General features: G+C 58.7%; 12 protein-coding genes. All 12 read left to right on the top strand.

The features are described from left to right. Positions 1-72: 72 nt before the first annotated feature. Positions 73-807 (top strand): polysaccharide biosynthesis/export family protein, encoded by a 735-nt coding sequence (locus ACFDSW_RS01815; RefSeq protein WP_375248560.1) that lies wholly within the window; start codon positions 73-75, stop codon positions 805-807. 59 nt (positions 808-866) lie between these two features. Beyond that, positions 867-3,056, top strand: a complete 2,190-nt coding sequence (locus ACFDSW_RS01810) for a GumC family protein (RefSeq protein ID WP_375248559.1) — start codon at positions 867-869, stop codon at positions 3,054-3,056. Next, positions 3,049-4,281, top strand: coding sequence for a hypothetical protein (locus tag ACFDSW_RS01805; RefSeq protein ID WP_375248558.1), 1,233 nt, complete (start codon positions 3,049-3,051; stop codon positions 4,279-4,281). Before ACFDSW_RS01810 ends, ACFDSW_RS01805 begins: the two co-directional genes overlap by 8 nt. A gap of 7 nt (positions 4,282-4,288) precedes the next feature. Next, on the top strand, positions 4,289-5,656 hold the full coding sequence (locus ACFDSW_RS01800; protein WP_375248557.1) for a flippase: 1,368 nt from the start codon (positions 4,289-4,291) through the stop codon (positions 5,654-5,656). A 7-nt stretch (positions 5,657-5,663) separates the two neighbouring features. Beyond that, a complete protein-coding gene (locus ACFDSW_RS01795; RefSeq protein WP_375248556.1) occupies positions 5,664-6,626 on the top strand; it encodes a hypothetical protein in 963 nt (320 codons plus the stop codon). Between the two features lie 66 nt (positions 6,627-6,692). Then, a complete protein-coding gene (gene gmd / locus ACFDSW_RS01790; RefSeq protein ID WP_375248555.1) occupies positions 6,693-7,778 on the top strand; it encodes a GDP-mannose 4,6-dehydratase in 1,086 nt (361 codons plus the stop codon). A gap of 2 nt (positions 7,779-7,780) precedes the next feature. Then, entirely contained in the window at positions 7,781-8,755 is a 975-nt protein-coding gene (locus tag ACFDSW_RS01785) for a GDP-L-fucose synthase family protein (RefSeq protein WP_375248554.1), read from the top strand. A gap of 1 nt (position 8,756) precedes the next feature. Continuing rightward, positions 8,757-9,683, top strand: a complete 927-nt coding sequence (locus ACFDSW_RS01780) for a hypothetical protein (RefSeq protein WP_375248553.1) — start codon at positions 8,757-8,759, stop codon at positions 9,681-9,683. Between the two features lie 58 nt (positions 9,684-9,741). Next, positions 9,742-10,797, top strand: a complete 1,056-nt coding sequence (locus ACFDSW_RS01775) for a glycosyltransferase family 4 protein (protein WP_375248552.1) — start codon at positions 9,742-9,744, stop codon at positions 10,795-10,797. Further along, a complete protein-coding gene (locus ACFDSW_RS01770) occupies positions 10,794-11,891 on the top strand; it encodes a hypothetical protein (protein ID WP_375248551.1) in 1,098 nt (365 codons plus the stop codon). The genes ACFDSW_RS01775 and ACFDSW_RS01770 overlap by 4 nt, the downstream gene beginning before the upstream one ends. A gap of 135 nt (positions 11,892-12,026) precedes the next feature. Further along, positions 12,027-13,142 (top strand): GDP-mannose 4,6-dehydratase, encoded by a 1,116-nt coding sequence (gene gmd, locus ACFDSW_RS01765; RefSeq protein ID WP_375248550.1) that lies wholly within the window; start codon positions 12,027-12,029, stop codon positions 13,140-13,142. Beyond that, complete coding sequence (locus ACFDSW_RS01760; RefSeq protein WP_375248549.1) at positions 13,139-13,966, top strand: class I SAM-dependent methyltransferase; 828 nt, start codon at positions 13,139-13,141, stop codon at positions 13,964-13,966. Before gmd (ACFDSW_RS01765) ends, ACFDSW_RS01760 begins: the two co-directional genes overlap by 4 nt. The last annotated feature ends 14 nt before the right edge of the window (positions 13,967-13,980 follow it).

Genomic DNA, 13,980 nt, shown 5'->3' with positions numbered 1-13,980 from the left:
GCTGCGGGCAAAGCATGACGAAGTCGGTTTGCCGGCCGGCGACCAGAATATGAGTCAGAATTGGAAACGGACGTGAGCGTGCCATTGAAATTGTGCATCAAGACGGTGCCAGCGCTGGCGGCAAGCCTGTTGCTGCTAGCCTGTTCGTCCTCGCTTCCGCCGATGGCGCCCGAGATTACGCGACTGAATCAGCAAATGCTGCCTCCGCCGGCGCGGGTCGATCTAACGCCCGATACCGACACATATCTGCTCGGCGCCTATGACGAACTACGGATCGACGTCTTTGGGGTCAGCGCGCTGAGTGGCCAAGTCATTCAGGTGGACACGAGCGGTAAGATCGCGTTCCCGCTGGCAGGAACAATCCAGGCAGCCGGAAAAACCCCCGCCGAGGTCGCGACGCTGATAGAGAGCCGTTTACGCGCCGCCTACGTTCGCGATCCCAAGGTCACCGTCAACCCGACCAAGATCGTCAGTCAGACTGTCACGGTCGAGGGGCAGGTCGGTGAACCCGGCATCTATCCGGTCTCGACCAGGATGACCTTGATGATGGCGGTCGCAGCAGCGAAGGGCACCACCGAGTTCTCCAAGCTGAGCGACGTGGTGATCTTCCGGACGGTGAACGGGAAGACGTTTGCCGGGCTCTACAATCTGAAAGCCATTCGGAACGGTTCCTACGAGGATCCGCGGATATACACTGGTGACATCGTAATGGTGGGCGAATCGCGCGGACGTCGTATCTTCAAGGACTTCCTGCAGATCGCACCCTTGCTGTCGACCCCCATCATCGTCGCGCTGCAACGGAACTGATCTCGTGCCGCACACCATATATTCTTTTAAAGCTTTCCGCTGACAGGTTTGATGACAAGATGAACAAGATCGTCAACATAGAGCCTGTGCCATCCGCCTACTCGTCGGGTGAAACGGCAGCGGAAAGCGCGCAGTCGCGCTTTCTGCCACCGGTCCTGCTCCAGTATTGGAGCAAGGTGCTTCGGTGGCGCTGGATCATTCTCGCAATCATCGGTGGTTTCCTGACGGCAAGCATCGTCATCACTCTGCTGACCGCGAAACGCTATACGGCACAGTCGCAGATTGAAATCAGTCGCGAGCAAAAGCAGATCACCAAGGTCGAAGGGTTGGACTCGCAGGAGGCTGATCGCGACATCGAATTTTATGCCACGCAATATGCGCTGCTGCGCACTCGCCCGCTTGCCGCACGGATTGCCAACGACCTGCGGCTTACCTCTAGTCCTGATTTCTTTGCTTCACAGGGTAAGGAAAGCCGATATGAGGAACTGAAAGAAAGCGGAAACACCGCTCGCCTCAACACCGAGACGGTGGATCTGTTGTTGCGCAATGTGGCGATCGATCCGGTCCGCACGTCGAGACTAGTGAACGTCCGCTTTACCAGTCGTTCTCCCGAGCTGTCGGCGGCGATCGCGAATGACTGGGTGAAGGCTTATATCGCCACCAATATTGACCGTCAGTTCGCCTCCACGGCGGATGCGCGACGGATCCTTGAGGATCGTCTAGGCGCGCTACGCGCGCGTTTGGAGCAGTCAGAGCGACAGGTAGTCAATTATGCAACAAACCGTGGGATCGTCACGCTCGATCAGGTGCGCGATGAATCGGGTCGTTCGCAACTGGGCCGCACGCTAACGGCATCTGATCTCGACGCCTTCAACACCGCACTAAACAAGGCGACCGAAGCTAGAATCCTCGCCGAGAGCCGCACAGGCTCCGACGCCAATGTCGCCGCCGAGCTCGCCAGCAATCAGGGACTAGCCTTCATTCGCCAGCAGCGCGCGGAAGCCGCCAGCGATCTGGCCCGTCTACTCGTGCAGTTCGAACCGGGCTATCCGGAAGCGCGGCAGGCCGCCCGGCGGGTTCAGTCGCTCGATAGTGCGATTGCGCGGGAAACCGCGCGTGTGACCGGTGCACGCGATCAGGAGTATCGCGAGGCTTTGCGCCGCGAGAACGATCTGCGCGCGAGAGTCCAGAAGCTGAAGGCCGGGCTCGACGCGCAACAACGCGCCAGCATCCAATATGCGATCTATCAGCGCGAGGCGGATACCAACCGTCAATTGTACGACGCGTTGTTGCAACGCTATAAAGAGATCGGCGTCGCCGGCACTGTGGCCGCCAGCAATGTCGCCATTGTAGAGCCGGCGGAAATCCCAACCCGTCCGTCGGCACCTAGCCTGCTAATCAACATGACCGTCGCCCTGCTGCTGTCGTTCGCCGTAGCGGCGGTAACGGTCTTCGCTCTCGATCAGATCGATGAGGGTATTCACGATCCGAGCGAGGTAAAAGGCCAGTTGGGCATCCCCCTGCTTGGCTATACACCGATGTTGCAGCAATCCGTGCAGCAGGAACTAGTCGATACGAAGTCATCGTTCTATGAAGCCTTTTTCACCGTGCGATCGAACCTTGGTTTCGCTACGGCTAAAGGCTTCCCCAAGTCCCTGATGGTCACCAGTACGCGCCCGGCGGAAGGAAAAAGCTCGAGTTCACTTGCGCTGTCAGTCGTCGTCGGGCGAACCGATCGCCGCGTCCTGCTCATCGACGCCGATATGCGCTCGCCCTCCATTCATTCGATGGTGGGAGGTGAGAACGACCGGGGCCTCAGTAACGTGCTAGCCGGACAGGTGGACTGGCGGACTCTCATTCAACCTACCCCCTACAAAAACGTCTGGCTGATACCGACGGGACCGACTCCGCCCAATGCCGCCGAATTGCTAAGCAGCCCCGGCCTTGAGCGCTTCCTGTCGGAAGCTGCCTCGGAATATGACCACCTTATCCTCGACTCGCCACCGGTTCTCGGTCTGGCTGATGCGCCGCTGCTGTCTCGTTCGGTAGAGGGCTGTCTACTGATTGTCGAAACGAAGGGCGTGGCGGTTCGCGCGATCATGAATTCGATCGAACGTCTACGCATGGCGCATGGCACGATCTTCGGCGCGGTGCTCACCAAGTTGCAGCATCGCGAAGGCTATGGCTACGGGCGCGACTATGGCGATGGCTACAGCTACGGCGGTGGCGATCGGGGCAAGAATGCCTGACGCGCCCGCCCGCCGGGGCCGTCAGCTACGCATCACGCCGGGTGCTGCCGTAACGGGCCTGACTACCATCATCGTCGCGCTCCTCGCGATGCGTGACGCGGCCGTACAGGTCACCGCCCGCCAATATCCCCAACTGGCTGTCAAGCTTGCGCCCGCAAATGCCACCGCCATCACGCGGATCTTCGATACAGCAATCCTTGGGCCGGAAGGACTATCGCAAAACAATCAACGCTGGGCTGGTGCGGCGCTCCAAGCGCTTCGCGCCGATCCGCTGAACGGCAGCGGCTTGCGACTGCTGGCTTATGTCGACGATCTGGAACAGAATGGATCGGATCGAGCGCGGACGCTCATGTTGCTATCGGAGCGTGCGTCCCGCCGCGACCTGCTGGCCCAGATCTGGCTGATTGAGGACGCCGTCAGACGCGGTGACATCGATGGAGCGCTGCAGCATTACGACCGCGCCCTTTCGGTCAGGCCCGCTTCCGCCGGGCAGCTTTTTCCAATTCTAGTCGCCGCGACCACGGAACCGGCGATCCGGCAGGCGCTTGTTCCCTACCTCCGTGCCAATCGCCCCTGGGTTCCCTCGTTCCTTTCGGTACTCGTCGAAAAGTCGCCCAATCCCGCCGCCGTCGCCGCACTGTTCCAACTGTATAGCGGTGCCCGGGCGGTGCCTTCGCACGCTGTATACGAAAGCACCCTGTTGAAGCGATTGGTATCGACCGGTGATCTGGCGACCGCTCGGAGCTTGGCTAGCCATATCGATCCGCGCCCGCAGATTTGGGCGTTCGGCTTCGACCCGGCAACGACGCAGGCGAGACTTCGGCCCCTTACCTGGGCGCTTTACGACGGCGCCGATGGAGCAGTCGTTCTTGATGAGAAGGGCGCGCTCGCGATTTCAGTCGGCCCAGAACGCCGGATCGTGGCCGCTTCGCGCATCCTTTCCGGCTTGCCGCGCAACGCTCGACTGCAGCTATCGCTGACCTATCCCGATCCAGCAGTGGCCCCCCTGATCACGTGGCGGGCCTATTGCCGCCATGTGGGACGCGGACCACAGCAATTCTGGGTACGCGATCTCCCGGCGACCGCGGGTAAGATCACAATGGAAGGGCGGATCACCATCCCCGACGACTGTCGCGGCGTGCAAGTTGACGTGGAGGCGACAGGGGCCAGCGGGACTTCCGATTCTAGGGCAGTTATCGACCGCGTTTCCCTCGCGGCGAGCTAAGCCAACCATGCTGCGTTTCGTGGATCCGGCGGTAGGCGTCGTCCGCTCGCTCGTCGGCGGCTACCGTCGTGAAATCGCCAACATGAGCTGGCTTTTCCTCGATCGGTTCGTGCGCGTCCTCGGCAATTTCATCATCGGCATTCTCGCCGCTCGCTTGCTCGGACCTGCCGATTACGGCGGCATCAGCTACGCCCAAGCACTGAGCGCTCTGCTTCTGTTGCTGGCCTCCCTGGGTCTCAACCAGGTCGTCGTCAAACGGTTGATCGACGACCCCGGCAGCGCCCGCGAAACGCTCGGCGCCGCCTTCGCGCTACAGACGATTGCGACGATCGCGACCATGACGGTCACCATAGCTATCGCGACCTTGAGCCGCGAAAGCGATCGTTACGCGATATTGGTGGCCATTGTCGCTATGGGGCTGATTCTTCGACCGACCGAGGTATTCCGCTACTGGTTCGAAGCGCATGTCAATGCCAAGCGCGCGGTGATCGCGGACAATATCGCCTTCTTCCTTTCGGCAATAGCGAAGCTCGGCGTTCTCTACGCTTTCCGAACCGTCGAGAGTTTCGCATGGACTCTGGTCGCGGAACAGGTGCTGATGGGTGCCTGCCTGGCAGTGGCATATCGCACCGATCGCCAACGTTCAGGACTCTGGACCGTGCGGGTCGAGGTCGTGCGGCGCCTCGCTATGGATGCGTGGCCGTTGTTCTTGTCGGGCATGGCGATCGTCATCTACATGCGGGTCGACCAGTTCGTTATCATGGCAACGCATGGCGCGGCTGAGACCGGCATATATGCCGCAGCGGTTCGCCTCAGTGAGATATTTTACGTCCTTCCCACCATCGTGGCGACCAGCTTTTTCCCCCGGTGGCAAGGCTTGCTCGCACAGTCGGGGACGGCTCACCATAGCGCTGTCCGCTCTGCCATGACAGCGATGGTCGTGGTCAGTGGCATGATCGCGCTTGTGGTTTCCCTCGCGGCCGGGCCGTTCGTCCACCTCCTCTACGACCGCCGTTATGACCCGGCCGTGCCGGTGCTGGCGATCCATATCTGGACGTCGGTATTTGTCAGCATGGGTATCTTGGGCAATCAATGGTATCTATCGCACAACCTACAGAGCCGGACGTTGCTGTTCACGCTGCTGGGGGCCGGGGCGAACTTCCTCATCAATCTCGCACTCGTCCCTTCGATGGGCGCGACCGGCGGCGCGATAGCTTCGCTCGGCGCGCAGATGATCGCGGCGTTCCTGGCGGACGCCTTCAGCGCCCGAACACGCCCCCTTTTCGCGATCAAGGTGGCGGCATTGTGTTGGCCGGTTACGGCATCCTGGCGGCGGCTGACGAGCCGGCCGGCTGCGGCCGACCAGCATGGATGAGCTCCCTATGAACCACGAAACACCCCCGATCCTCTTCATCATCTTCAATCGCCTCGATTCAGCGTTGCAGGTGCTGGACGCCATCGCCGCGGCGCGTCCGAAACGCTTGTATGTCGCTGCGGACGGACCTCGGGCGAATCGACCCAATGAGGCGGAGCTTACCGCGAAGGTACGCGACGCCGTCCTCGCCAGGATCGACTGGCCCTGTCAGGTGGAAACGCTTTTCCAGGAGCGCAATCTCGGATGCCGGCGGGGCGTCATCACTGCGATCGATTGGTTCTTCGATCGTGAGGCGGAGGGCGTGATCCTCGAGGACGATGTCGTGCCGTCACCCGATTTCTTTCCCTATTGCGGCGAGATGCTTGAGCGCTACCGCGACGATCCGCGCATCATGATGGTTTCTGGAACCAACCAGCTCGGCGCTGGCGTGGCGTCGTCGCATTACTTCTATTCCAGCCTTGGATCGATATGGGGATGGGCGTCATGGCGTCGCGCCTGGTCGCTTTATGATGAAGGTATGTCGCGTTGGGGACCCGACATGTCCGCCATGCTGATGAGGCGCCACGGCCAACAGACTGCCCGTTATCTGGCACACGTCTTCAACTTCCACGTGCGGAACCACGTCGACACGTGGGACACGCAATGGCTGTATACCATCCAGCATGCCGAAGGGCTGGCGGTAATGCCGGAGGCCAACCTGATCCGCAACGTCGGCATCATCGGCGCGCACTCCAACATCGAGACAAGCAACCATAATCTAGCCCACGGCGCCCTTACCTGGCCCCTTGCCCCGAAGAATTCGGAAAAAGCGGACAACGCAGAGTATCGCTCCCGGATGGTACGGGAGGTCTTCACCCCGACCATGACGATCTCGCGCGCATCCCATCTCGCCCGTACGTTCGGGCTCCATGGTATCGCACGTGCGGTCTACCGATGGGTGTGGCATCAGAAGCAGCATCGGGGTAGCTGAGGGGCCGTGTCGCACCCCCTCGTCAGCCGGCCTCGGAACCGAACGATCCATGATCACAGGTGACTAATGACCAAACGCGCCTTTATAACCGGGATAGGCGGTCAGGACGGATGGTATCTAACCCGCGTCCTGAACGAAAAGGGCTATGAGGTCCATGGCCTAACCCGTCGGCAACTAGATGACGAGGTGATCGGCGACGCCAGTCGGGGCCGTGAACGGCTGAATGCACATTTACATTTCGGCGATCTTACCGATTCGGGGAATATCGCGCGCCTGATTCGCGAAATCGAGCCCGATGAAGTATACAATTTGGGCGCTCAAAGTCGCGTGGCCGCAAGTTTTCACGCACCGCAGTATACGGCCAACGTGGATGGTCTGGGCACGTTGCGCCTGCTTGAGGCGATCCGGTCGTGCGGATTTGCGCAGCGCACCCGCTTTTATCAGGCTTCCACAGCGGAACTGTTTGGCATGGTCAAGCAATCTCCGCAGTGCGAGGCGACACCTTTCTATCCTCGCTCCCCCTATGCCACCGCCAAGCTATTTTCCTATTGGACGACAGTAAATTACCGCGAAGCGCATGGGATGTTCGCGTGCAATGGCGTCCTGTTCAATCACGACAGTCCCCGCCGCGGCAAGGAATTCGTCACACGCAAGATCACGTCCGGTATCGCGCGGATAGCGTGCGGACTGCAGCAGGCGATCGCACTCGGCAATCTCAATGCGAAGCGAGACTGGGGGCACGCAGCGGATTATGTCCGCATGCAATGGCTGATGCTGCAAGGCGATGAGCCCAAGGATTACGTCATCGCTACGGGGGAGCAGCATTCCGTGCGCGATTTCGTCACCTGGGCAGCGGAGGACGTCGGGCTGGAGATCGAGTTCGTCGGTGCCGGTGTCGACGAGCGCGGGATCGTGACCCGCGTACATGGGGAGGTCGCTGAGCATGTCGCGGTGGGACAGGCGATCGTCCACGTCGATCCCCGCTTCTTTCGGCCGACCGATGTCATCGATCTGGTGGGAGACGCGCGCCGCGCGCTGACCGAACTGGGGTGGGCGCCAGAGGTTTCCGCCCGGGCGATGTGCGCCGAGATGGTGCAACACGATGTAATGCTGGCGCGGCGCGACGCGCGCAATGCTACCTGGGAGCGCTAGAGATGAGCACGCAATTGGGTGAGCGGATTTTCCTGGCGGGACACCAAGGCTTGGTGGGATCGGCGATCGACCGGCAACTGCGCGCGCGCGGCATCGAGGCGATCACGCGAACGCGCGCGGAACTCGATCTGCTCGACCAAGCGATGGTTATGCGGTTCATGCGCGATGAAAGGCCTGACACAGTCATTCTCGCGGCTGCGAAGGTCGGCGGAATCCACGCCAACGAAACCATGCCGGCAACCTTCATTCACGACAATCTGCTAATGCAGTGCAATGTGATCCATCAGGCGTTCGCCGCGGGCGTCGAGCGCCTGCTGTTCCTCGGGTCTTCCTGCATCTACCCCCGCAACGCACCCCAGCCGATGCCGGAGGAGGCCTTGCTTACGGGCACGCTAGAACCCACCAACGAACCTTATGCGATTGCCAAGATCGCCGGCATCAAGATGTGCGAAAGCTACAACCGCCAATATGGCGTCGATTACCGCAGTGTCATGCCGACAAATCTCTACGGCCCCGGCGACAATTTCCACCCGGAAAACTCACACGTCCTACCCGCTTTACTCCGTCGTTTCCACGAAGCGGTCCGCGAAGGACGGAGCGACGTGACGATCTGGGGGTCGGGACAGCCACGGCGTGAATTTCTTCACGTTGACGACATGGCTGCCGCCAGCCTCTTCGTGCTGGCGATCGACAAGGCGTTGTATCAACGGCACACTTCCCCGATGCTCAGCCATATTAACGTCGGGACGGGCAAGGATATCGCCATTGCTGACCTCGCCGCCTTGATTGCAAACGTGACCGGTTTTACCGGAACGATCGCATTCGACCGGTCGAAGCCAGACGGCACGCCGAGGAAGCTGCTTGACGTCGCGCGACTGGAGGCGATCGGCTGGCAGGCTGCAATCCCGCTTGAACACGGCCTCCGCCAGACTTACGACTGGTTCAGAGAAAACCAAAGCAAGTTGCGGACCGCCTGACGTGGCCACGGCAATTCATGGCTCGCCGCCGTCGGCCGACAAATCGACCGCGCGTTGGCTAAACTTTCATAATTTTTTGCTGGCTTTGTGCATAGCGACGTTGAGCTATCGTCTTTATACGGTAATCATCGGTGGCGGTTGGGAAGATCGATCGCAGTTTTTCGGCGATGGCGAGATTCGCCCTAACCTTATAGACTTCATATACAACGAAATATTCGTCAACTATTTGATTCTTAGGGTGATTGCGTTCAAGTACAATCCTATCGTCTTATTGCTAGTCGTTTTATCGGCGTTTGCTTACTTTACTAGATTACCGATCACGCTTCTGTTCTTCGCGATAATATTTTCTCGATCGATATCTTTTCGAACGAAACTTCTGCTTGCTAGTATATCGTTGGCGCTCTCTTTTCTGGTCCTGTACCTGCGGTTCGGTGAAGATCTGCTGTACGCCGACACGTCATCCGTATTCTATTTGACCTACCCCCTAGTAGGTGTAGGGCGACTGTGGGGAACGACGCAGGAATATGGCACGACAGCACTCCAGTACTTATCGCTATTCCTTAAACCGTTAGACGCCGTTCTCTTTGTACTAGACTATATTGGTCAGCGCGCCGGTGAGCTCTCGACAGGTCGGCATGTAGGATTGGAACTCAGCCGGTTCGTATATATTCAGTCGCTGGAGGGTGCCTATAATGCATTCGGCACGATTCTATACCCCTTCATTCTTATTGCTGGCTGGATAGTTGGCCCAATCCTTTTTATATTTTTTATCGTTTTTCAGTATCTCCAATATCGATTCGTGACGCAGGATCGGCAACTTAGCCTACGCTATATTTATCTGTTAATGAGCACCGGAGTTCTATTCTCTTGGACATCGCCGTTCGTGTGGCTCGTTCCATTCATGTTCGCGAAGATCCGCAACCGATAGAGTCGATCAGGATGCCGTCAGCCTGCGGCCATTTCCATCCGGCACAAGGTCCCTCCGCATGCCCCAACTTGCTCTCGACTCCATCATCTTCGGACTACAGCGATTTGGAGGCATATCGAACTTTTGGCGGCGCCTGATTGAAGCTGCCGTTAACCACCCTAATATTTCTGCCGAACTTCTTATGCCGACAACCATTAGGGCGGCGGATCTGCCGCGTATGGCAAAGCATGAAATTTACCTCGACGACTTCCCCACTTCGCTGGCACGTTACCTCCCTGCGCGCGTATGGAACAGGAAGGCTATTTTTCACACCTCTTATTATCGGATCCCGCGCCGCGGAGTCGATCGGTACATCACGTCCGTCTATGATTTCACGTACGAACGATACTTTTCAGCGTTGCCAAAGCTTATACATCATCAGCAGAAGCGGATCAGTATAAGCTGCGCCGACTTGGCGGTCTGTATCTCAAGAGCTACGCGAGATGATTTGCTGAATCAATTTCCGAAGATCGACCCGGCAAAGGCAGTTGTTATACCGTTAGGGGTTGATACGACGCACTTTTATCCCGAACCAGGGCAGGTCCTAGCCGGTCCTTATGTTCTATTCGTTGGGCAACGAGCCGGTTACAAACGTTTCGATCTGGCAGCTTCCGCCGTAGCGCGCATCAAGGACGTATCATTAATGATCGCCGGACCGGCACTCACAGAGGAGGAAAAAACGTCGCTTGAGAAGGTGCTGCCTGGACGCTGGATTGAAGAGTCAAACGTCAGCACCACCAGGCTTCGTCAACTTTATAGCAACGCCTTCGCTTTTCTTTTTCCGTCGGATTATGAGGGCTTTGGTTTACCAATTCTCGAAGCGATGGCCTGTGACTGCCCGGTCATTGCAGCGAACCGATCTTCCTTCCCGGAGGTTGCGGGAGATGCTGCGTTGCTAGTCAGCAAACAAGACCCGGAGGCGTACTCCGAGCAACTGCGCTCGCTCGAGAATGCGGAGCTTCGAAGTCGATTGATCATTGCCGGTCGAAAACAGGCGGGTTGCTTCACTTGGGATCGCACTTTCGCCGAACTGTTCCATCTTTATGGCCTGCCTGATGACGGGGGTATGAGGTGATACATCTGATCTATCCCCATCGACCACGGATTTCGGCCCCCGATGTCATCGGAGCGACGTTGCTACGGGAACTGAGCAAGCAAAATGATGTCGTGGCGCACGATTTCGATCGGATGTATGCGATCGATCCTCGCCCCGGTGATGTGCTGATCGGGCATGCCCATCCGATCGCCACAACCGTATTCCGTCGTTCCGCGCGACGTGCCGGCTGGGGTCGGCGTATCCTGCTGGAACCTTTCAACGCGGACTGGCGGCAGGTCGGATTTATCGACGACGTGATCGATCGGTGCGATTTGTTTCTGGCAATCACGGGCCGGCACTGGTTCCGACACGATGAGGGTCCCACGGCACGATGGAAGCCGAAGATGATCCACGTGGACCTCGCGATTGATCGCGAGGCATTCCCAAGGGTTCGCGCGGTGGTTTCGCCACCCGGGCGGCGTAAGATCCTTTATATCGGGAATGATCACCCCGGAAAAAACCTCCCTTATCTTGATGCAATCGCGGGAGCGTGGGCGGGGGGAACGATCGACTGGATCGGGCGTGGTCCGCCGCTTCAACATGTCCGCTCGCTGGGATTTGTCGACTTCTCGTCAGAGGCGGGGCGACGAATCGTGGCCGACTATGACTTTCTCATCACCGTGGGCAAGGCGGATGCGAATCCAACGACGATCCTCGAAGCGATGAGTTGGGGCCTCACCCCTATCTGCACCCCCACCAGCGGCTATGTCGATGAGGAAGCTATCTTCAATGTGCCCAATGACGACGTTGCGGGCACTTGTGCGATCCTCGATGGCTTGCAGAAGATCGATGAAGCCGAACTGCTTCGGCGTCGGGCGATTGGCGATCGGCGGCTGGCCGAGCATTACCATTGGGACCGTTTCGTCGGGCAGGTACGCGACGCCATCGCGTCGCCGGCCTCCCCCCCGCTCCCCGCTCGAAACGCCTCCGCACCACCGATCCCGCGCGGATCGATCACCGCCACCGGAAAACTGGTCGGCAGGAATCTGATCTACGAGCTTGAGCATCGATGGCCGGCCCTGGGCCTGCACGGCAGCGTCCTGACGCGTGCGCGTAACTGGATGCGCCGCTGAGAAGCGCGTTTTTCGCTTCCCGCGTTACAGAAAGCATACTAGCCCAAAGCACGCATGATCCCGCGTTGGGGGAATTTATCAAGACCATGCAGTGGCCGGTTGTACAACGCCTCAAACGAAGTTGAGTGGAGAAAAATGAGCAAGGTTGCGCTGATAACGGGCATCACTGGGCAGGACGGATCATATCTCGCCGAGTTTTTGATGGAGAAGGGCTATGAGGTTCATGGCGTCAAGCGCCGCTCCTCCTCGCTAAACACGCAACGTATCGATCACATCTATCGGGATCCCCATGAAACGTCAGCCGGTCCGATCCTTCACTACGGCGACCTGACGGATTCCTCTAATCTCGTTCGTATCCTTGAGCACGTACAGCCGGATGAGGTGTACAATCTTGGCGCGCAAAGCCATGTGGCGGTAAGTTTCGAGGCTCCGGAATACACGGCCGACGTTGACGCGATGGGAACGCTCCGCTTGCTGGAGGGAATCCGTCTCTTGGGCCTGTCCGGGAAAACCCGGTTCTATCAGGCTTCGACGTCGGAGCTTTACGGACTGGTACAAGAGACACCGCAGCGCGAGACAACGCCTTTCTATCCTCGCTCGCCCTATGCGGTTGCCAAACTGTACGCCTATTGGGCGACCGTCAATTATCGAGAAGCCTATGGAATCTATGCCTGCAACGGCATATTGTTTAACCACGAGAGCCCCCGCCGTGGCGAAACCTTCGTCACGCGAAAGATCACGCGCGGTTTGGCAAATATTTCGCAAGGACTTGAGTCATGTCTGTATATGGGGAATATCGATTCTCTTCGTGACTGGGGTCACGCCAAGGATTTCGTTCGTATGCAGTGGATGATGCTGCAGCAGGACGCACCAGAGGATTTCGTAATCGCGACAGGGAAGCAATATTCTGTGCGCGAATTTTTAACATGGGCCGCGGAAGATCTTGGCATCACTCTCCGGTTTGACGGTCGTGACGAACAGGAATGCGGTATCGTCGAAAAGGTATCTGGCGATAAGGCCCCTGCCGTCGCACCCGGCGACGTGATCGTTCGCATCGATCCTCGCTACTTCCGACCAGCTGAGGTGGAAACGTTGTTGGGCGATCCGTCGAAAGCGAAGGCAAAACTGGGGTGGGAGCCTCAAATCACCGCCCGCGAGATGTGCGCCGAGATGGTCGCGCATGATCTAGACGCGGCAAGGCGCCAGTCCTTGTTGCGCGCTCACGGCTTTTCGGCCCCGGTCGCTCCATGACGACAGCCGTACATACAGGGACGCCGGGCGGCATAGATCAACCGATCCGTTGCCGTTTGTGCGGCGGGTCGACGGCACCTCGCTTCACGCTCGATCTGATCCACCGCCATCGAGTGCAATTCCATGAATGCGCGGATTGTGGCTCGCTGCAGGCCGATACGCCCCATTGGCTCGACGAGGCCTATTCGAATTCGAATCTGGCGCGGCTGGATACGGGCGCTGTCCAGCGCAACCTTACCAATCTTGCGGCGGTGTATGCCTGGACAAAGGTGACGGCCGCACGAACGGTCGTTGATATCGGGGGCGGCGACGGCCTGTTGTGCCGTTTGCTGCGAGATTACGGTATCGATGCGCGGATTGAGGACCGCTACGCTACTAACAGCTACGCGCAGGGATTCGACGGTGGCGAACGGCAGGTTCCAATCGTCTATACCGCATTCGAATTGCTCGAACACTTCGCAGATCCGGCGCGCGACCTTCACGCACTGTTCGACGCTCGCCCCGATTCGCTTGTTGTTTCGACCGCTCTCTATCATGGTCAGGGTGCGGACTGGTGGTATCTCACACCGGATTCAGGACAACATGTCTTCTTTTACACGCCCAAAGCGATGGAAATGATTGGCAAGCGATTCGGCTACGCGGTCGCCTTCATGGGCAATTACACCGTGTTCATGAGGGACGCGCGCCTTTCATCATTCAAGATGGCGCTGGCACGGATGGCGATGGGATCGATCGGAAGCCGGCTTTTGCGCAGCGCACTTATGCTCTTGCCGGCCCGGGGCGCGGTGAAGGATTTTCACTCCATCGCGGGCCGCGGCATTTGAACCTGGCAACAGTG

Source organism: Sphingomonas sp. (assembly GCF_042091075.1).
Taxonomy (GTDB): Bacteria; Pseudomonadota; Alphaproteobacteria; order Sphingomonadales; family Sphingomonadaceae; genus Sphingomonas.
The sequence above is the reverse complement of the archived record's forward strand: the minus strand, read 5'-3'. Positions and strand labels throughout refer to the sequence as shown.

Bases quoted from the DNA above. Each gene is read 5' to 3' on its own strand.
- ACFDSW_RS01810 (WP_375248559.1), top strand. From the start codon at position 867: ATGAACAAGATCGTCAACATAGAGCCTGTGCCATCCGCCTACTCGTCG.
- ACFDSW_RS01805 (WP_375248558.1), top strand. From the start codon at position 3,049: ATGCCTGACGCGCCCGCCCGCCGGGGCCGTCAGCTACGCATCACGCCG.
- ACFDSW_RS01800 (WP_375248557.1), top strand. From the start codon at position 4,289: ATGCTGCGTTTCGTGGATCCGGCGGTAGGCGTCGTCCGCTCGCTCGTC.
- ACFDSW_RS01795 (WP_375248556.1), top strand. From the start codon at position 5,664: ATGAACCACGAAACACCCCCGATCCTCTTCATCATCTTCAATCGCCTC.
- gmd (WP_375248555.1), top strand. From the start codon at position 6,693: ATGACCAAACGCGCCTTTATAACCGGGATAGGCGGTCAGGACGGATGG.
- ACFDSW_RS01785 (WP_375248554.1), top strand. From the start codon at position 7,781: ATGAGCACGCAATTGGGTGAGCGGATTTTCCTGGCGGGACACCAAGGC.
- ACFDSW_RS01775 (WP_375248552.1), top strand. From the start codon at position 9,742: ATGCCCCAACTTGCTCTCGACTCCATCATCTTCGGACTACAGCGATTT.
- gmd (WP_375248550.1), top strand. From the start codon at position 12,027: ATGAGCAAGGTTGCGCTGATAACGGGCATCACTGGGCAGGACGGATCA.
- ACFDSW_RS01760 (WP_375248549.1), top strand. From the start codon at position 13,139: ATGACGACAGCCGTACATACAGGGACGCCGGGCGGCATAGATCAACCG.